The organism is Azospirillum sp. 11R-A (assembly GCF_049472615.1).
In the GTDB taxonomy this organism is placed as follows: domain Bacteria; phylum Pseudomonadota; class Alphaproteobacteria; order Azospirillales; family Azospirillaceae; genus Azospirillum; species Azospirillum palustre.
Genome location: NZ_JBCEBL010000008.1, coordinates 134,057 through 151,787 on the forward strand (window position 1 = coordinate 134,057; position 17,731 = coordinate 151,787).

Below are 17,731 nucleotides of genomic sequence, written 5' to 3' on the forward strand. Positions count from 1 at the left end.
CGAACATCGAGGTCGAGATGGAAAAGCATATGGCGGTCTGCCCCTACTGCGGTACGGGCTGCAAACTGAATCTGCTGGTCGAGGGCGGGAAGGTCGTCGGTGCCGAACCCCTCAACGGCGTCACCAATGAAGGAGAACTCTGCCTCAAGGGCTATTTCGGCTACGACTTCATCAACGACACCAAGATCCTGACGCCGCGTCTGCGCAACCCGATGCTGCGCCGCTCGCGCGATGCCGCCTTCGAGGCGGTGTCGTGGGACGAGGCGATCCAGTACGCGGCGAAGAAGCTGGGCGAGATCAAGGCCAAGTACGGCCCCGATTCGATCATGACCACCGGCTCGTCCCGCGGCACCGGCAACGAGACCAACTATGTGATGCAGAAATTCACCCGCGCGGTCCTCGGCACCAACAATGTCGACAACTGCGCGCGCGTCTGCCACGGCCCGTCGGTTGCCGGATTGCAGGTGACGCTGGGCAATGGCGCCATGAGCAACTCGATCCCGGAGATCGAGCACACCAAATGCGTCCTGGTCTTCGGCTACAACGTCGCCGACAGCCATCCGGTGATCGCCAAGCGCATCATCAAGGCCAAGGAGCGCGGCGCCAGGATCATCGTCTGCGACCCGCGCAAGATCGAGACGGCGCGTCTAGCCGATCTGTGGCTGCCGCTGAACAACGGCTCCAACATGGCGCTGGTCAATGCCTTCGCCAATGTCCTGATCAATGAAGGGCTCTACGACAAGGAGTATGTCGCCAACCACACCGAAGGCTTCGACGAGTACAGGAAGATCGTCGACAAATACACCCCCGAATATGCCGAGGCGATCACCGGCCTGCCGGCCGAGGATATCCGCGAAGCGATGCGCATCTACGCCGCCGCTCCCTCCGCCACCATCCTGTGGGGCATGGGCGTCACCCAGTGGAGCCAGGGCGTCGATGTGGTGAAGGGGCTGTCGGGGCTGGCGCTGCTGACCGGCAATCTCGGCCGTCCGAATGTCGGCGTCGGCCCGGTGCGCGGCCAGAACAACGTGCAGGGCAGCTGCGACATGGGCGTGCTGCCGACCGAGTTCCCCGGCTACCAGAAGGTCACCGACCCGGAGATTCGCGAGAAGTTCGCCAAGGCCTGGGGCGTCCCGTCGCTGCCCGGCGAGATCGGCTACCGTCTGACCGACGTGCCGCATCTGGCGGAGACCGGCAAGCTGAAGGCCATGTATGTGATGGGCGAGGATCCGGCCCAGACCGAGCCGGACCTGACCCAGGTGCGCAAGGGCTTCGAGGCGATGGAGTTCGTCATCGTCCAGGACATCTTCATGACGAAGACGGCGATGTTCGCCGACCTGATCCTGCCGGCCACCTCCTGGGGCGAGCATGAGGGCGTGTTCAGCGCCGCCGACCGCAGCTTCCAGCGCTTCACTAAGGCGGTGGACGCCAAGGGCGACGTCAAGCACGACTGGGAGATCATCAGCCTGCTCGCCACGGCGATGGGCTATCCCATGCATTACGACAATACCAGGGAGATCTGGGACGAGTTGCGCGAGCTTTGCCCGATCTTCTACGGCGCCACCTACGAGAAGATGGAGGGGCTGGGTGCCGTTCCATGGCCGTGCCGCGACCTCGACTCGGCCGGTTCCAAGTATCTCTACGAGGGCAACGTCTTCCAGCGGCCGGGCGGCAAGGGCCTGTTGTTCGCCACCGAATGGCGTCCGCCGCAGGACCAGTTGACCGACGAGTTCCCGCTGATCCTCTGCACCGTGCGCGAGGTCGGCCATTACTCCTGCCGGTCGATGACCGGCAACTGCGCCGCCTTGCAGACGCTGGCCGACGAGCCGGGCTATGTCACCATCAACCCGAAAGACGCCAAGGCGCTGGGCATCCGTGACCAGGAGCTGGTCTGGGTGTCGTCGCGCCGCGGCAAGGTGATCAGCCGCGCCAGCGTCACCGACCGCACCAACAAGGGGGCCGTCTATATGACCTACCAGTGGTGGATCGGCGCCTGCAACGAGCTGACCATCCACGCCGTCGACCCCATCGCCAAGACGCCGGAATACAAATACGCCGCCGTCCGGGTCGAGGCGATCGCCGATCAGGTCTGGGCAGAGAATTACGTCCAGCAGGAATACGCGAAGCTGAAGGGCGGCCTCAGCAATGCGGTGACCGGTGCGTCGAAGAAGGCTCCCGCCTACGCGTGAGGTTTCTCCCTCTCCCGCCCCGGGAGAGGGAAGGGGCCCAAGCATAGCTTGGGAAGGGTGAGGGGTGATCCAAGAAGCCATGCGGTTCAGATTTCTTGGAATACCCCTCACCCTCCCCACTTTGTGGGTCCCCTCCCTCTCCCGGGGCGGGAGAGGGCAATCGCAGGAGCCAGCCCATGCATGAGATCGCGCTGTGCCAATCCTTGCTTGAACAGGCGATGAGGGCGCGCGAGGCCAATCCCTTCGACCGGGTGGTGTGCGTCATCGTGTCGGTCGGTTGCGCCAGCCGGGTACAGCCCGACGCCCTGCGTCATGCCTTCGACCTGCTGAGCCGCGACACCTTCCTTGAGGGTGCCGATCTGCGGATCGACCGTCCGCCGGGCGAGGCGTTCCGGCTCGTCGAGATGGAAGTGTCGTGAGGATAAAGCTTCGTGGGCCTACGATGCGTCGCATTGCCGCTGCGGCAGCCCGCGCGGAGACGCGGACATATGTTTGGGATCAATGATGTTGCTCGGGTCGTGATCGATACGTTCCCGATCCACGCTGCGCAAGACGTGGTGGGAGGAGACCCGGCATGCAGGAAAAACTCGAATTTCTGATCGCGCTGGCGACGGAAAAGCATTTCGGCCGTGCGGCACAGGTCTGTGGGGTGTCGCAGCCCAATCTGTCCGCCGCGATCAAGCAGCTGGAATCGACCATGGGTGTGCCGCTGGTCGACCGCGGCGCGCGCTTCATCGGCTTCACCCCGGAAGGGGAGCGGGTGCTGGAATGGGCGCGGCGCATCGTCGGCGACTACAAGGCGATGCGCGCCGATGTCGAGACGATGAAGCAGGGGCTGACCGGCACGCTGCGGCTGGTGGTGGTGCCGACGGCACTGCCGATGGTCCAGCGGCTGACCGCCACCGTCTGGTCGATGCATCCCGGCATCAAGATCACCATCGCCTCCCACAGCTCCACCGAGATCCTGTCCAAGCTCGAGAATCTGGAGGCGGAGGCCGGGATCACCTATCTCGACAACGAACCGCTCGGCAATGTCGACGAGGTGCCGCTCTACCACGAGCGCTACCACCTGATCACCTCGGCGGACAGCCCGTTCGGCACGCGCGACAGCGTGACCTGGGAAGAGGCGGCGACCCTGCCGCTCTGCCTGCTGAACACCACCATGCAGAACCGGCGGATCATCGACCGCGCCTTCGCCGAGGCTGGCGTGCATGCCGAACCGATGCTCGAATCCAATTCCATCGTCGTACTGACCAATCATCTCTGCACCGGTATGTGGTCGACGATCATGCCGCGGATCATGGCGGATTCGCTGCTGCTCCCCCCTTCGATCCGCGCCATCCCCATCGTGGCGCCGGAACTGTCGACCCTGATCGGCCTTGTGGTGTGCCGGCGCGACCCTCAGCCGCCGCTGACCGCGGCGCTGATCGCCGACGCACGCCGCCTCGCTCCAGAACTGGCGAATGCCGCCTGACGGCCTAGCTCCCCATATAAAGGAGCGGCCACACGAGAGAAGCGGGCAGGGGATTATTTCACTTCAGGCAAGAATGAACTGCGAAAGCCGGGCATTCTCTCAGCGGTGATGTTCCAGCACTCTGGTGATGCGGAACGGGAATGGCCCCGTCCGGCAGATCACCGGAGCTGGACATGAAGCTGTATCATCATCCCCTGTCGGGCCACTCGCATCGCGCCCGTCTGCTCGTATCGCTTCTTGGCCTGCCGCATGAGCTGGTGGAGGTCGACCTCAAGGCCGGTGCGCACAAGAGCCCCGATTTCCTGAAGCTCAACCCCTTCGGCCAGGTGCCGGTCCTGGACGATGCAGGCATCGTCGTCGCCGACTCCAACGCGATCCTGGTCTATCTCGCGAAGAAGGCAAGGCGGGGCGACTGGCTGCCGGAAGATGCCGCCGGTGCGGCTGCGGTTCAGCGCTGGCTTTCCGTGGCGGCCGGTGAGGTGGCCTACGGCCCGGCTGCCGCCCGGCTCATCACGGTGTTCGGGGCGGCGTTCAACGCCGACGAGGTCATCGGCCGAGCCCATACCCTGCTGGCCCGGCTCGAAAATCACCTGAGCGCGCAGGATTGGCTGGTCGGCGATCACCCGACGATTGCGGACGTCGCGATCTACAGCTACGTCGCCCAGGCGCCGGAAGGCAATGTCGATCTCTCCGGCTATCCCTCCGTCACGGCCTTCCTCGGCCGCATCGAGCAACTGCCGGGCTTCGTTCCCTTCGTACGGACGCCTGTCGGCCTCGCAGCCTGATCCATCGGGAAGATCGGGGGTCTGCCCCCACGGCCACATCCCGCTTTTGGACACAACGTCCGACCGCCCCCAGCATGGGACACCGACGATGACCGCTGCACTGAAAACATTGCCGCCCTGGCATGAGGGTGAGACGTTCATCCAGCGGAAGCTGGGGGTGGCCGAACGGATGGAGGCCGTCGGTCAGCGGGTGATCCGCGACCACATGCCCGACCAGCATCGTGACTTCTATGCCCAGCTTCCCTTCATCGTGTTGGGCAGCGTCGATCCCGCGGGCGACCCGTGGGCCACGCTCCTCGTCGGCAAGCCGGGCTTCCTGTCGTCGCCGACGCCGACGAGGCTCGACATCGCTACCCAGGCCGATCCCGGCGATCCGGCGGGGGAGGGCATGCGGGACGGCGATCCCATCGGCCTCCTCGGGATCGAAATGCACACCCGGCGCCGCAACCGCATGAACGGCGTCGTCACCGCCATCGGCAGCGGATTTCGGGTCGATGTCGACCAGAGCTTCGGGAATTGCCCGCGCTATATCCAGCTTCGCGATGTCGATTATGCACGGGACCCGGCAGAACCGTTCACCGGCGTGGTGGAGGTCCTGCCGCAGCTGGACGAACAGGCGCGGACCATGATCGGGGAGGCGGATGCCTTCTTCGTCGCCACCTATGCGGACCGTGCCGAGCGCCGTCAGGTCGACGTGTCCCATCGCGGCGGCAAGGCGGGCTTCGTCCGTGTCGCGGAGGACGGCACCCTCACGGTGCCCGACTTCAACGGCAACCTCTTCTTCTCGACCCTTGGGAACATCGTTCTCAACGGCAAGGCCGGGCTCGTCTTCGTCGATTACGGCAGCGGCGACATGCTGCAGATGACCGGCGACGCGGAGGTGATCCTGGAATCGCCGGAGATTGCGGCCTTCCAGGGAGCCGAGCGGCTGTGGACCTTCAAGCCGCGCCGCATTCTGCGCCGGGCCGGCGCACTGGCGCTCCGCTGGTCGTTCCGCAAGGAGGGCTGGTCGCCCAGTTCGCTCATGACGGGGGATTGGGCGCAGGCGGCGGCCCGCATGCAGGCCCGCGAACTGGCGACACGCTGGCGCCCGTACCGGGTGACGAAGATCGTCGACGAAACCCCGGCGATCCGCTCCTTCCACCTGCAACCGGCCGATGGAGCGGGCCTTCTTCCCCATGCCGCCGGTCAGCATCTGCCGATCCGCGTGATGGTTCCAGGGTCGGACAAGCCGGTCATCCGCACCTACACGCTGTCGGCCGCGCCGTCGGATGGCCACTACCGGATCAGCGTCAAGCGGGAAGGGCTGGTCTCGCGCCATCTGCACGACCGTATCCTTGCCGGCGACATCATCGAAGCGCGCGCACCCGACGGCGCCTTCACCATCGACCCTTACGGGACAAGGCCGGCGGTCCTGCTGGCCGGCGGCATCGGGATCACGCCGCTGCTGGCGATGCTGCGCCACGTCGTCTATGAGGGGCTGCGCAAACAGCGGATGCGACCGACCATCCTCATCCAGGCCGCCCGTTCGATGTCCGAGCGTCCTTTCGACCGGGAGATCGCCGAACTGGTGAACGCCGCGCAGGGGGCGACAGGGCAGGGGACAGCCACGCAGGGTGCCGTCAGATGGATCCGGGTGCTCAGCGAGCCCGGCGCGGCCAAGGAGGGCGTCGACTATGAGGCGGCCGGCCGCATCGACATGGCCCTGCTGACCCGCTTCCTGCCGTTCGACGACTATGATTTCTACCTGTGCGGCCCCTCGGCATTCACGCAGGCGCTCTATGACGGGCTGCGGAGCCGCAACATCGCCGACGGGCGGATCCATGCCGAGGCATTCGGGCCGTCGTCCTTGCAGCGCACGGCGGACGTCGGGGCCGCACCTCCACCGGCCCGGCCCCTGCCGTCGAGCAAGCCGGTGCCGGTGGCCTTCATGACCTCGCTGAAGGAGGATCGCTGGACGCCGTCGTCCGGCACGCTGCTGGAGTTGGCGGAAGCGCGCGGACTGGAGCCCGAATACAGTTGCCGAGAAGGCACCTGTGGAACCTGCCGGACCAAGCTGCTGAAGGGGGCCGTGACCTATGTCCGCGAACCGGGTGCCAGCGTCGCCCCCGACGAGGTCCTGATTTGCAGTGCCGTGCCTGCCGAAACCGGCCCGGATGATGAAAACCGCATCCAGCTCGCCCTGTGAGCCCTTCACCAACCACGTCAACCGGGTGCGGATCGCGCCGCGCCACGCTCTCCCATCACCGCCTTTATCGTTTCATCCGCAAGAAGGAGCATACCCATGTCCCGTCCGCCGCTTCCCCCTTTCACCGCAGAGTCCGCCGTCGAGAAGGTCCGGCTCGCCGAGGATGGCTGGAACAGCCGCGATCCGGCGAAGGTCACGCTCGCGTATAGCGAGGACAGCCGCTGGCGCAATCGCGCCGAATTCGCGACCGGCCGTGCCGAGATCCAAGCCTTTCTCACCCGCAAATGGAACAAGGAGCTTGAATACCGGCTGATCAAGGAGCTCTGGGCCTTCACCGGAAACCGCATCGCGGTGCGCTACGCCTACGAATACCGCGACGACAGCGGCCAGTGGTATCGCGCCTACGGCAACGAGAATTGGGAGTTTGCCGAGGACGGGCTGATGCGCGCCCGGCATGCCAGCATCAACGAACATCCCATCGTCGAAGCCGACCGCAAGTTCCACTGGCCGCTCGGCCGCCGGCCCGACGACCATCCCGGTCTCAGCCATTTCGGTTTCTGAAACCGAGCTTCACGCGTCGAAACTTCGATAGGGAAAGGCAACTGACCCCAGATGTGAAGGGGCCGTCCACCGTGGCGGCCCCGTTGCCATTTGTTATTGCCAGCGCTTTAAAGCTGAGGGAAGACTGACATTTCTATGTTGCGAGGGACTGACATTCTGACATTGCACCTACAGACAAAAAACACATAAGTGTCCTTATGGAAATTAAAATGACTATCATGCGACGTCGCATGGCCCAAGCCAGAAACGTTGTTGGATGTACCGATCATTGGCAATCAAAGCGTCTTGCACCAAAATGTACGAACTGGTACGTTTGTTGGTGTGTACGAACCATGCCGCTGCCGAAGGGGCTCCCATGCCGTCCAGCGCCTTTACCTTCAAAAAGTCGATCGCCACCGTTTCGCTGAGCGGCACCCTGCCGGAAAAGCTCGAGGCGGCGGCTGCCATCGGCTTTGACGGGGTCGAGATTTTCGAGAACGACCTGCTGACGTTCGACGGGTCGCCGGCCGATGTCCGCCGCATCGCCGAGGGCTTGGGTCTGGAAATCACCATCTTCCAGCCGTTCCGCGATTTCGAGGCGATGCCGGATCCGATCCGCGCCCGCAATCTCGACCGCGCCGAACGCAAGTTCGACGTGATGCAGGAATTGGGCACCGACCTCGTGCTGGTCTGCTCCAACGTCCAGCCCGCCGCCATCGACGATCCGGCCCGTGCCGCCGCCGACCTCGCCGAAATGGCGGAGCGGGCGCAGCGCCGGGACCTGCGCGTCGGCTACGAGGCGCTGGCCTGGGGCCGGCATGTCAACCGTTGGCGCCAGGCCTGGGACATCGTGCAGCGCGCCGACCATCCGGCGCTGGGGCTGATCGTCGACAGCTTCCACACGCTGGCCCTGAACGACGACCCGTCCGGTATCGCCGACCTGCCGGGCGACCGCATCTTCTTCGTGCAGCTGGCCGACGCCCCGGCGCTGTCGATGGACGTGCTGTCCTGGAGCCGTCATTTCCGCAATTTCCCCGGCCAGGGGCAGTTGCCGGTCCGGCGCTTTCTCGATTCGGTGCTGGCATCGGGCTATCGCGGTCCGCTGTCGCTGGAGATCTTCAACGACGAGTTCCGCGCCGCCCCTGCCCGCCTGACCGCCCTCGACGGTTTGCGGTCGCTCATCCATGCCGAGGCCGAGGCCGGCTTCGGTCCCGGCCTGCCGGCGCCACCGGTCTGCCATGGCGTGGAGTTTCTCGAATTCGCCGTCGATGCGGCGGCCCGCGACAAACTGTCGGCCCTGCTCGGCAGCCTGGGATTCCGCCATGCCGGACGCCACCGTTCCAAGGATGTCGATCTCTACCGCCAGGGCGGCGTCAATCTGGTGCTGAACAGCGAGGAAGATTCGGCGGCGTCGGAGCATTTCCAGATGCATGGCCCCTCGGTCTGCGCCATGGCCTTCACGGTGGATGATGCCGCCCGCACCATTGCCCGTGCCGAGGCGTTGCGCTGTGTGTTGTGGCGCGAGCGGGTCGGCGACGGCGAACGCCGGATCCCGGCGCTGCGGGCACCCGACGGCACGCTGATCTATCTGGTCGACGGCAAGGAAGCCCGCCGCAGCATCTGGGAGGACGACTTCCACCTGTTCGCGGAAGAGCCGGTTGGACAGGAGTCCAACACGCCGCCCCCACATGGCTCCCCCCTGCTCGGCATCGACCATGTCGCCCAGGCCCTGCCCTTCGGGCGGATGGACAGCTTCGTCCTGTTCTATCGCACGGTCTTCGGCTTCGTGCCGGAAAGCCTGTGGGAATTGCCCGATCCCTACGGCCTGATCCGCAGCCGGGCGCTGGTCAGCCCCGATGCCGAGCCCGGCCGGGGCGTGCGGCTGCCGCTGAACATCTCGGAAAGCCGACGGACCGCCACCGGCCGCTTCGTCAGCGCCACCTCCGGCGCCGGTGTCCACCACATCGCCTTCGCCACCGCCGATGCCGACGCGCTGGTGACGGACCGCCTTGCCGCGGGCGCGCCCTTCCTGCCGATCCCCGCCAACTATTACGACGATCTGGCGGTCAAGCACCCGCTGGACGATGCGACGCTTGCGACGCTGAAGGACCGCGAACTGCTGTATGACCGCGACGAGCAGGGCGAGTTCCTGCACGCCTACACCGACAGCTTCGACGACCGCTTCTTCTTCGAGGTGGTGGAGCGGCGTGGCGGCTACCGGCAGTTCGGAGCGGTGAACGCCGCCGTGCGCATGGCGGTGCAGGCCCAGCTGCGCGAAGGCGCCCGGCCCGAACTTTATCTCGACTGAAAATGAACGAAACAGTGCGTTTGTTTGGAGACGCCCCACCATGAGCCGCCCGATCCTCGTCCTCAACGGACCCAACCTCAATCTGCTGGGCAAGCGCGAGCCGCACATCTATGGCCATGAGACATTGGCCGATGTCGAGGCCGACTGCCGCCGCACCGGCGAGGCGCTGGGCCTTGCCGTCGATTTCCGGCAATCCAACGCCGAACATGTGCTGATCGACTGGATCCACGACGCGCGGGAGACGATGGCCGGGCTGGTCATCAACCCGGCCGGCCTGAGCCACACCTCGGTGTCGCTGATGGATGCGCTGTCGGCCTGCGCCTTCCCCATCCTGGAGGTCCACATCTCCAACATCCACCGGCGCGAGGAATTCCGTCATTTCTCCTACGTCTCGCGCGTCGCCGCCGGGGTGATCTGCGGCTTCGGCACCCAGGGCTACACGCTGGCCCTCCAGCGCATGGCCCGGCTGCTGGAAAGTGCCGCGAAATGAACGCCCTGTCCCGGCCGGCACCCGCCGTCGGCAATTCTATCCTCGTCGGCCTGATCGGTGCCGGCATCCAGGCCTCACGCACCCCGGCGATGCATGAGCGGGAGGCCGACGCGCTCGGCCTGCGCTGCATCTACCGGCTGATCGACCTCGACCGCCTCGGTCTCGGCCCCGATGCCCTGCCGGAACTGCTGTCGGGCGCCGAGCGCATGGGCTACACCGGGCTGAACGTCACCTACCCGTGCAAGCAGGCGATCATTCCGCTGCTGGACGAGCTTTCGGACGACGCCCGCGCCATCGGGGCGGTCAACACCGTCGTGCTGAAGGACGGCCGGCGGGTCGGTCACAACACCGACTGTTCGGGCTTCGCCGAGGGCTTCCGCCGCGGGCTGGCCGGCGTGCCGATGAACCGGGTGGTGCTTCTCGGCGCCGGCGGGGCCGGAGCGGCGGTCGCCCATGCCGCCTTCCATCTCGGGACCGGCCGGCTGGACATCTTCGACGCCGACCCGGCGCGGGCGGCGGCGCTGGCCGACCAGATCGACACGCGCTTCGGCGGCGGACGGGCCATGGCGATCCCCGACCGGGAGAGCCTGCGCGCCGCCGTGGCGGCGGCGGACGGGCTGATCCATGCCACGCCCACCGGCATGGCGAAGTTCCCCGGCCTGCCGCTTCCGGCAGAGATGTTGCACCCGCGGCTTTGGGTGGCGGAGATCGTCTATTTCCCGCTGGAAACCGAACTGCTGCGCGCCGCGCGGTCCATCGGTTGCCGGACGCTGGATGGCGGCGGCATGGCGGTGTTCCAGGCGGTGGACGCCTTCCAACTGTTCACTGGGGTTTCCCCCGATGCCGAACGCATCCGCGCCCATTTCGCGTCGATGGACGCCGGCCGATCCGCCGTCTGATACTGGCCCCAATCGAATAGAGATAAGCCGGCGGGGCGCCGGCACCGGGAGGACCGCATGAGACAGCTGGTCGAGGCCTATTTCACCCTCATCAAGATTCTGATGGCGCTGTGCATGGCCGGCATGGTGGTGCTGGTGTTCGGCAATGTGGTGCTGCGTTACGCCTTCAACAGCGGCATCACGGTGTCGGAGGAGATGTCGCGCCTGTTCTTCGTCTGGATGTGCTTCCTCGGCGCCATCCTGGGCCTGCGCGAGCGGGCGCATCTCGGCGTCGATACGCTGGTCGCCCGCCTGCCGCGGACCGGCAAGATGGTCTGCGCGGTGCTCAGCTGCGGCCTGATGCTGTGGGTCACCTGGCTGGTGCTGCAGGGAAGCTGGACCCAGACCCTGATCAATTGGAGCGCACAGGCACCGGCCACCGGCCTGTCGATGGGGCTGCTCTACGGCATCGGCGTGGTGTTCGGCCTGTCGACCGGCGCCATCCTGCTGCACGAGATGTATCTGCTGCTGACCGGAAAGATCTCCGACGACGACCTCGTGATGGTCTCGGAATCGGAGGATTTGCCGGAGGCCACCGCCCATGGCGCCCACACCGGCGGCCACCGGACGCACCAGTCCACCAGCCAGGGGGGCAACCGGACGAATACTGTGCCGCTGCCTCCCCGCACCGTCTCCAGCCGCTGAGGGCGCCGGACCATGACCATCACCATCTTCCTCGGCTCCCTGCTGGGCGCCATGGCCATCGGCATGCCCATCGCCTATGCGCTGCTGCTGTGCGGCGTGGCGCTGATGATCCATCTCGACCTGTTCGACGCGCAGATCGTGGCGCAGAATCTGATCAACGGCGCCGACAGCTTTCCCCTGATGGCCGTGCCCTTCTTCATGCTGGCCGGCGAGATCATGAACACCGGCGGCCTCGCCAAGCGCATCGTCAACCTCGCGATGGCGATGGTCGGCCACATCCGCGGCGGGCTCGGTTACGTCACCATCCTGGCGGCGACGGTGATGGCCAGCCTGTCCGGCTCCGCCGTGGCGGATGCGGCAGCGCTCGCCACCCTGCTGGTGCCGATGATGGTGGCGGCCGGCCATGACCGCAACCGGTCGGCCGGTCTGGTCTCGGCCAGTGCCATCATCGCGCCGATCATCCCGCCCTCCATCGGCTTCGTCATCTATGGCGTGGCGGGCAACGTCTCGGTCACCAAGCTGTTCCTGGCCGGCATCTTCCCCGGCATCCTGCTGGCCGTCGGCCTGTGCGGCGCCTGGTGGTACGTGTCGCGCAAGGAGAACCTGTCGCCGCCGCCGCGCCGCTCCCTGCGCGAGGTGCTGGCGATCCTGCGCGAGGGCGTGTGGGCGCTGATGCTGCCGGTGATCATCATCGTCGGGCTGAAGTTCGGCGTCTTCACCCCCACCGAAGCCGCCGTGGTCGCCGCCGTCTACTCGCTGTTCGTCGCCGTCTGCGTCTATCGCGAGATGTCGGTCGCCGACATCTATCCCGCCCTACTGGGGGCGGCGAAGACGACCAGCGTCGTCATGTTCCTGGTCGCGGCGGCGCTGGTGTCGTCCTGGCTGATCACCGTCGCCAACCTGCCGGGGATGGTGACCGATCTGCTGGAGCCGCTGATGGGCAACCAGACCCTGCTGCTGCTGGCGATGATGGCGCTGGTGGTGGCGATCGGCACCGCGATGGACATGACGCCGACCATCCTGATCCTGACGCCGATCCTGGTTCCGGTGTGCAAGCAGGCCGGCATCGACCCCGTCTATTTCGGCGTGCTGTTCATCATCAACAATGCCATCGGCCTGATCACCCCGCCCGTCGGCACCGTGCTGAACGTGGTCTGTGGCGTGTCGAAGGTCAGCATGGAGGGCGTCATCAAAGGCGTCTGGCCCTTCATGCTGGTGCAGTTGGTCGTCCTTTTCCTGCTGACCCTGTTCCCGTCGCTGGTGATGGTTCCGGCGGCCTGGCTCAGCCACTGATCCCATTCCGCAAGAAAAAACCCGGAGGAAACCCAATGAAGACGCACATGAAATCCCTGGTCGCCGGCCTGCTGCTGCCCGGCCTGCTGTTCGCCGGTGCCGCCGCCGCCGCGGAGTACAAGGACCGTTCGGTCAAATTCGCCTTCCAGAACGTCAAGGAGCACCCGCAGGGCCAGGGCGCGCAGAAGTTCGCCGACATCGTCGAGGCGAAGAGCGGCGGCAAGATCAAGGTGAAGCTGTTCCCCGGCGGCACGCTGGGCGGCGATGTGCAGACCGTTTCGGCGCTACAGGGCGGCATTGTCGAGATGTCGGTGATGAATGCCGGCATCCTGGTGTCCCAGGCCAAGGAATTCGCGCTGGTCGACCTGCCCTTCCTGTTCAACAGCGCGACCGAGGCCGACGCCCTGCTGGACGGTCCGGTGGGCGAGCAGCTGATGGCGAAGCTGCCGGAAAAGGGCTTGGTCGGGCTCGGTTTCTGGGACCTCGGCTTCCGCAACCTGACCAACAACCGCCGGCCGGTGAAGACCGCCGCCGACATCGCCGGCCTGAAGATCCGCGTCATCCAGACGCCGATCTACATCGACATCTTCAAGGCGCTGGGCGCCAACCCGGTGCCGCTTGCCTTCCCCGAACTCTACAGCGCGCTTGAGACCGGCACCGTCGACGGGCAGGAGAACCCGGCCAAGACCATCGAACTGACCAAGTTCAACGAAGTCCAGAAATACATGACGATCACGCGGCACATCTACAATCCGCAGTCGCTGATCATCTCCAAGAAGTTCTGGGACACGCTGAATTCCGACGAAAAGGCTTTGTTCCAGAGCGCTGCGGCCGAAGCCACCGTCTTCCAGCGCAAACTGTCGCGCGAGCAGGAGGCCGATGCGCTGGCGTCGCTGAAGGCCAAGGGCATGACCATCGACGAACTGCCGGCCGACGAACTCGGCAAGATTCGCGAGAAGGTCAAGCCGGTGGTCGACAAGTACAAGGCCGAAATCGGCGATGCACTGGTCACCCAGGCCTATGCCACCATCGAAAAGAAGCGCGCCTCGAACTGACCGGAGAGTTCAAGGTGGAGCGTCTCCGCACGCTCCACCACTCCGGCATTGAGCTTTCCATCATGTTCGTCCATTACCTCCGTTGAAGGCGCTCTCTGCGCCGCATGAAAATGGAACAGGGCATGACGGCGGACGACGCGACCGGAACAACTCCAAAAGCCAAGCCGAGCCGCAAGAACGATCCGGAAGGCACCCGCCAGGACATTCTTGAGGTGGCGACGGAGGAGTTCGCCTCGCTCGGCTTCAGCGGCGGCCGGGTCGATGCCATCGCCGCACGCACCCGCACCACCAAGCGCATGATCTATTATTACTTCGGCGGCAAGGAGGAGCTGTATCTTGCCGTTCTGGAGAAGGTCTATGGCGACATCCGCGCCATCGAAAACCGGCTGAACCTCCAGAATCTGGACCCGGAAGCGGCGATCCGTGCCCTGATCGATTTCACTTTCGATTATCAGGAGCAGCACGAGGACTTCATCCGGCTGGTCAGCATCGAGAACATCCACCGCGCCGAACACATGAAGAAATCAAAGGCCATCGCCAATTTGAACATCACGGTCATCGACACGCTGGCCCGGATTCTGGAGCGCGGCCGGGCGGCGGGCGTGTTCAAGGCCGACATCCAGCCCATCGATCTGCATCTGATGATCAGCGCCTTCTGTTTCTTCCGGGTGTCGAACCGCCACACCTTCAACCTGATCTTCCACCAGAATCTCGCCGCCACCGACACGCGCACCCGGCACAAGCGGATGATCGCCGACGCCATCGTCAGCCTGCTCAAGACCGAAGCCGCGGGCACCTGAACCGGCCTCGCCGAACAGGCTCACCGCCGCATCAGGCGGCTGGATCGGCAGGGGTGCGAAGTCCGGCGCGGTGCGGAACCGACGCCAGCAGATCGCGGAACCACCGCTGTGCCGGGTGGACGTCGTTGCGGCGATGCCAGGACAGGGCGAAGAGGATCGGCGGAAGGTCGAGCGGGGCCGGCATGATGCAAAGCCGCTCCGCATGGCCCGAGGCGGCGACCACGCCTTCCATCAGGGTGGCGATCAGGTCCGTTTGCGCCACCAGGGCCGGAGCGGCATAGAGCTGCGGCAGCGTCAGGGCCAGCCGGCGCTTCAATCCCTGCCTTGCCAGGGCCGCATCGACCACCCCGTAACTCTCGTTTTCCGGCGACACCAGAAGGTGCGATTGCTCCAGGAAGCCGCTCAGTTCGAGCGGTGGGCGCACGGTCGGATGACCCCTGCGGACGACGCAGACGAAGCGCTCCTCGAACAGGATGCGGCTGAGAATCCTGCCGGTGGTGGTTGGCGGCACACCGACCGTCAGATCGACCTCGCCGGCGTCCAGCATGCCGATGGCATCGTCCCGCGCGATGAAGTTGCGGATGCGCAGGGTGACGCCCGGCGCCTGTTCGCGCAGGATTTCCAGCAGGGCCGGCAGCAGGGCGAAGGTCGGGTGGTCCGACAGGCCCAGGGTAAAGCTGGCGGTGGAGGTCGACGGGTCGAAGCTCTGTGTGAACGCCAGGGCCTGCTGGAGTTCGGTCAGGGCCCGGCCGATCGGTTGCGCCAGGTCGAGCGCCAGCGGAGTCGGTTGCAACCCATTCGGCCCGCGCACGAACAGTTCGTCCTTCAGCAGCCCGCGCAGACGGGCAAGCGCGGCGCTCATGGCCGGTTGGGTGCGGCCGATGCGGGCCCCGGCCCGTGTCACGCTCCGCTCGGCCATCAGGGCATCGAAGGCGACGAGCAGGTTCAGGTCGATGCCATGCAAATCCATGGCATGGATGTTTTCATATATCGAGGATCGATTTCAAGCATGTCCGGCCATCGGGTAGCGTCCCCTCATCGCATCCTTGATAAGGAAAAGCCCCATGGCACCGAAGGACGATACCGTGACCGGAACCGGGCTCACGCCGCAGGAACTCCGCGCCGTCGAGACGCTCTACCGCGCCTTCAGCGAAGGCAACCCGGACCTTCTCGACGAGGCGGTGACCGAGGATTGGCAGGACATTCCCCTCAATCCCGGCCAGCAGCCGGGCCGTGACGGGATGAAGCCGCTGATCCGCGGATTTCTCGCCGCGTTCCCCGACACCAAGATCGAGGTCCTGGACATCATCGGCGCGCCCGGCCGTGCCGCCGTGCGGGCGGTGATGACCGGAACCCACAGCGGCGACTGGTTCGGGATCGCGCCGACCGGCCGGCCCTTCCGGGTGGCGATCCATGAATTCCACCGCATCGCCGACGGCAAGCTGACCCACACTTGGCATCTTGAGGACTGGTTCGGCTGGATGAACCAGATCGGAGCCCGCCCCGTTCTGGCGGAGGAGGCCGGACGGTAGCCTCCCAACCCGCTGTCCTTTCCGCCAAGGGACAGTTGGAACGGTTTCCCGCCGCGTTCTTTTCAGTGTCGGCATGAAGGCGCGCTGACCGGGGCGAAGCATCCGCGCCCCGGACTCAGGCCATCGCCGCCATCAGGCGTCCTTCCAGACAGTCCGGTCCGGTTCGGAAGAACCGGATTTCGGATCTGGACAGTTTGCCCCCCACCACGGACAACCGGCGCACCGCACAGACACGGATGCCAAAAGCCGGACTGCGAGGGTATGCTTCCGACACATCAAGAACAGGGAAATCCACCAATGAACCGTCGCAGCTTTCTCACCACGACCGCATCAGCCGCAACCGTCGCCGCCACCGGGGGATTCGCGTTCGCACCGTCCATCGCGCGGGCGCAGAATCAGGCGGTGAAGGTGGCGTTCGTCGGCACGCTGTCCGGTCCGGGGGCGGCGCTGGGCACGCATCTGCGCGACGGCTGGCTGGCGGGGGTGACGCGGCTGAACAACCAGCTCGGCGGCCGGGCGGTCGAGACGCTGGTGATCGACGACGAGCTGAAGCCCGACGTGGCGGTGTCGAAGGTCCGCGCCGCGCTGGAGCGCGACAAGGTCGATTTCGTGGTCGGCGTCGTCTTCAGCAACATGCTTCAGGCCATCGTCCGCCCGGTGACGGAGAGCAACACCTTCCTGATCACCGCCAACGCCGGCCCCTCCACCCTCGCCGGCAAGGGATGCAGCCCCTTCCTGTTCAGCAGCGCCTACCAGAACGACCAGCCGCACGCGACGATGGGGCAGGCGGCGCAGGATCTGGGCTACAAGCGCGTCTTCATCCTGGTGCCGAACTATCAGGCCGGCAAGGACGCGGTGGCCGGCTTCCGCAGCCGCTACAAGGGCGAGGTGGTCGACGAGGTCTATGTGCCGCTGAGCCAGCTCGACTTCTCGACCGAGGTCACCAAGATCGCCGCCGCCAAGCCGGACGCCATCTTCACCTTCATGCCGGGCGCGCTGGGCGTCAATCTGGTGCGGCAGTACCGGCAGGCCGGGCTCGCCAACATCCCCTTCCTGTCCACCTTCACAGTGGACGAATCGACCCTGCCGGCCCAGGGCGAGTCGGCTCTCGATTTCTACACCGCCGCCACCTGGGCGCCCAACTTCGACAACCCGCACAGCCGCCGCTTCGTGCAGGAGTTCGAGGCGGCCTACGGCTATGTCCCGTCGAACTTCGCCGCCCACGCCTATGACGCCGCCCACATGCTGGACGCGGCGATCCGCCGGACAGGCGGCGACGTCGCCAACAAGGCGGCGCTGCGCACGGCGCTGGAGGCCGGCGACTTCCCGTCGGTGCGGGGCGCGCTGCGGCTGGGGCCCAACCATTTCCCGATTCAGGATTTCTGGCTGTGCAAGGTCGCCAAGCGCGCCGACGGCAAGTTCCAGACGGAAACCGTGCGCAAGGTGCTGAGCGCCGACGCCGACGGCTACGCCGCCTCCTGCAAGATGGGATGA

16 protein-coding genes are annotated in these 17,731 nt (G+C 65.8%); 15 read left to right on the forward strand and 1 reads right to left on the reverse strand.

Going from position 1 to position 17,731, the window contains the following annotated elements:
• Positions 1 to 17: 17 nt before the first annotated feature.
• From fdhF to VH569_RS14055, 13 genes are all read left to right on the forward strand, one after another.
• Positions 18 to 2,189, forward strand: a complete 2,172-nt coding sequence (gene fdhF / locus VH569_RS13995) for a formate dehydrogenase subunit alpha (protein WP_423315885.1) — start codon at positions 18 to 20, stop codon at positions 2,187 to 2,189.
• Between the two features lie 176 nt (positions 2,190 to 2,365).
• Positions 2,366 to 2,608: a hydrogenase maturation nickel metallochaperone HypA gene (locus VH569_RS14000; RefSeq protein WP_423315886.1), complete on the forward strand. Its 243-nt coding sequence runs from the start codon at positions 2,366 to 2,368 to the stop codon at positions 2,606 to 2,608.
• A gap of 155 nt (positions 2,609 to 2,763) precedes the next feature.
• Positions 2,764 to 3,663, forward strand: a complete 900-nt coding sequence (locus VH569_RS14005; protein WP_423315887.1) for a LysR family transcriptional regulator — start codon at positions 2,764 to 2,766, stop codon at positions 3,661 to 3,663.
• A 173-nt stretch (positions 3,664 to 3,836) separates the two neighbouring features.
• Complete coding sequence (locus VH569_RS14010) at positions 3,837 to 4,448, forward strand: glutathione S-transferase family protein (RefSeq protein WP_423315888.1); 612 nt, start codon at positions 3,837 to 3,839, stop codon at positions 4,446 to 4,448.
• 88 nt (positions 4,449 to 4,536) lie between these two features.
• Complete coding sequence (locus VH569_RS14015; protein WP_423315889.1) at positions 4,537 to 6,636, forward strand: pyridoxamine 5'-phosphate oxidase family protein; 2,100 nt, start codon at positions 4,537 to 4,539, stop codon at positions 6,634 to 6,636.
• Positions 6,637 to 6,732: 96 nt separating this feature from the next.
• Complete coding sequence (locus tag VH569_RS14020) at positions 6,733 to 7,197, forward strand: DUF1348 family protein (RefSeq protein ID WP_098735723.1); 465 nt, start codon at positions 6,733 to 6,735, stop codon at positions 7,195 to 7,197.
• 355 nt (positions 7,198 to 7,552) lie between these two features.
• Positions 7,553 to 9,484 (forward strand): bifunctional sugar phosphate isomerase/epimerase/4-hydroxyphenylpyruvate dioxygenase family protein, encoded by a 1,932-nt coding sequence (locus tag VH569_RS14025; RefSeq protein WP_423315890.1) that lies wholly within the window; start codon positions 7,553 to 7,555, stop codon positions 9,482 to 9,484.
• 40 nt (positions 9,485 to 9,524) lie between these two features.
• Positions 9,525 to 9,974, forward strand: coding sequence for a type II 3-dehydroquinate dehydratase (gene aroQ / locus VH569_RS14030; protein ID WP_109447771.1), 450 nt, complete (start codon positions 9,525 to 9,527; stop codon positions 9,972 to 9,974).
• Positions 9,971 to 10,873: a shikimate dehydrogenase gene (locus tag VH569_RS14035; RefSeq protein ID WP_423315891.1), complete on the forward strand. Its 903-nt coding sequence runs from the start codon at positions 9,971 to 9,973 to the stop codon at positions 10,871 to 10,873. The genes aroQ and VH569_RS14035 overlap by 4 nt, the downstream gene beginning before the upstream one ends.
• A gap of 57 nt (positions 10,874 to 10,930) precedes the next feature.
• Positions 10,931 to 11,557, forward strand: coding sequence for a TRAP transporter small permease (locus VH569_RS14040; RefSeq protein WP_423315892.1), 627 nt, complete (start codon positions 10,931 to 10,933; stop codon positions 11,555 to 11,557).
• 12 nt (positions 11,558 to 11,569) lie between these two features.
• Positions 11,570 to 12,850 carry a TRAP transporter large permease subunit gene (locus tag VH569_RS14045; RefSeq protein WP_423315893.1) on the forward strand — a complete coding sequence of 427 codons (1,281 nt, stop codon included), beginning with the start codon at positions 11,570 to 11,572 and terminating at the stop codon, positions 12,848 to 12,850.
• A gap of 35 nt (positions 12,851 to 12,885) precedes the next feature.
• The gene (locus VH569_RS14050; RefSeq protein ID WP_423315894.1) at positions 12,886 to 13,905 is read left to right on the forward strand and encodes a TRAP transporter substrate-binding protein; all 1,020 of its coding nucleotides are present in this window, start codon (positions 12,886 to 12,888) and stop codon (positions 13,903 to 13,905) included.
• Positions 13,906 to 14,027: 122 nt separating this feature from the next.
• Positions 14,028 to 14,705 (forward strand): TetR/AcrR family transcriptional regulator, encoded by a 678-nt coding sequence (locus VH569_RS14055; protein ID WP_109490819.1) that lies wholly within the window; start codon positions 14,028 to 14,030, stop codon positions 14,703 to 14,705.
• A gap of 31 nt (positions 14,706 to 14,736) precedes the next feature.
• Here the strand turns inward: VH569_RS14055 and VH569_RS14060 are convergent, their stop codons facing one another.
• Positions 14,737 to 15,675, reverse strand: a complete 939-nt coding sequence (locus VH569_RS14060; protein WP_423315895.1) for a LysR family transcriptional regulator — start codon at positions 15,673 to 15,675, stop codon at positions 14,737 to 14,739.
• A 94-nt stretch (positions 15,676 to 15,769) separates the two neighbouring features.
• On the opposite strand from VH569_RS14060, the gene VH569_RS14065 reads away from it, so the two are divergent.
• Complete coding sequence (locus VH569_RS14065) at positions 15,770 to 16,237, forward strand: ester cyclase (protein ID WP_423315896.1); 468 nt, start codon at positions 15,770 to 15,772, stop codon at positions 16,235 to 16,237.
• Between the two features lie 297 nt (positions 16,238 to 16,534).
• Entirely contained in the window at positions 16,535 to 17,731 is a 1,197-nt protein-coding gene (locus tag VH569_RS14070) for an ABC transporter substrate-binding protein (protein WP_423315897.1), read from the forward strand.

Excerpts from the sequence above, each read along its gene's own strand:
- VH569_RS14010 (WP_423315888.1), top strand. The coding sequence starts at position 3,837 with ATGAAGCTGTATCATCATCCCCTGTCGGGCCACTCGCATCGCGCCCGT.
- VH569_RS14000 (WP_423315886.1), top strand. The coding sequence starts at position 2,366 with ATGCATGAGATCGCGCTGTGCCAATCCTTGCTTGAACAGGCGATGAGG.
- VH569_RS14060 (WP_423315895.1), bottom strand. The coding sequence starts at position 15,675 with ATGGATTTGCATGGCATCGACCTGAACCTGCTCGTCGCCTTCGATGCC.
- VH569_RS14055 (WP_109490819.1), top strand. The coding sequence starts at position 14,028 with ATGACGGCGGACGACGCGACCGGAACAACTCCAAAAGCCAAGCCGAGC.
- fdhF (WP_423315885.1), top strand. The coding sequence starts at position 18 with ATGGAAAAGCATATGGCGGTCTGCCCCTACTGCGGTACGGGCTGCAAA.
- VH569_RS14040 (WP_423315892.1), top strand. The coding sequence starts at position 10,931 with ATGAGACAGCTGGTCGAGGCCTATTTCACCCTCATCAAGATTCTGATG.
- VH569_RS14065 (WP_423315896.1), top strand. The coding sequence starts at position 15,770 with ATGGCACCGAAGGACGATACCGTGACCGGAACCGGGCTCACGCCGCAG.
- VH569_RS14005 (WP_423315887.1), top strand. The coding sequence starts at position 2,764 with ATGCAGGAAAAACTCGAATTTCTGATCGCGCTGGCGACGGAAAAGCAT.
- VH569_RS14035 (WP_423315891.1), top strand. The coding sequence starts at position 9,971 with ATGAACGCCCTGTCCCGGCCGGCACCCGCCGTCGGCAATTCTATCCTC.
- VH569_RS14070 (WP_423315897.1), top strand. The coding sequence starts at position 16,535 with ATGAACCGTCGCAGCTTTCTCACCACGACCGCATCAGCCGCAACCGTC.
- VH569_RS14020 (WP_098735723.1), top strand. The coding sequence starts at position 6,733 with ATGTCCCGTCCGCCGCTTCCCCCTTTCACCGCAGAGTCCGCCGTCGAG.
- VH569_RS14050 (WP_423315894.1), top strand. The coding sequence starts at position 12,886 with ATGAAGACGCACATGAAATCCCTGGTCGCCGGCCTGCTGCTGCCCGGC.
- VH569_RS14015 (WP_423315889.1), top strand. The coding sequence starts at position 4,537 with ATGACCGCTGCACTGAAAACATTGCCGCCCTGGCATGAGGGTGAGACG.
- VH569_RS14025 (WP_423315890.1), top strand. The coding sequence starts at position 7,553 with ATGCCGTCCAGCGCCTTTACCTTCAAAAAGTCGATCGCCACCGTTTCG.
- VH569_RS14045 (WP_423315893.1), top strand. The coding sequence starts at position 11,570 with ATGACCATCACCATCTTCCTCGGCTCCCTGCTGGGCGCCATGGCCATC.
- aroQ (WP_109447771.1), top strand. The coding sequence starts at position 9,525 with ATGAGCCGCCCGATCCTCGTCCTCAACGGACCCAACCTCAATCTGCTG.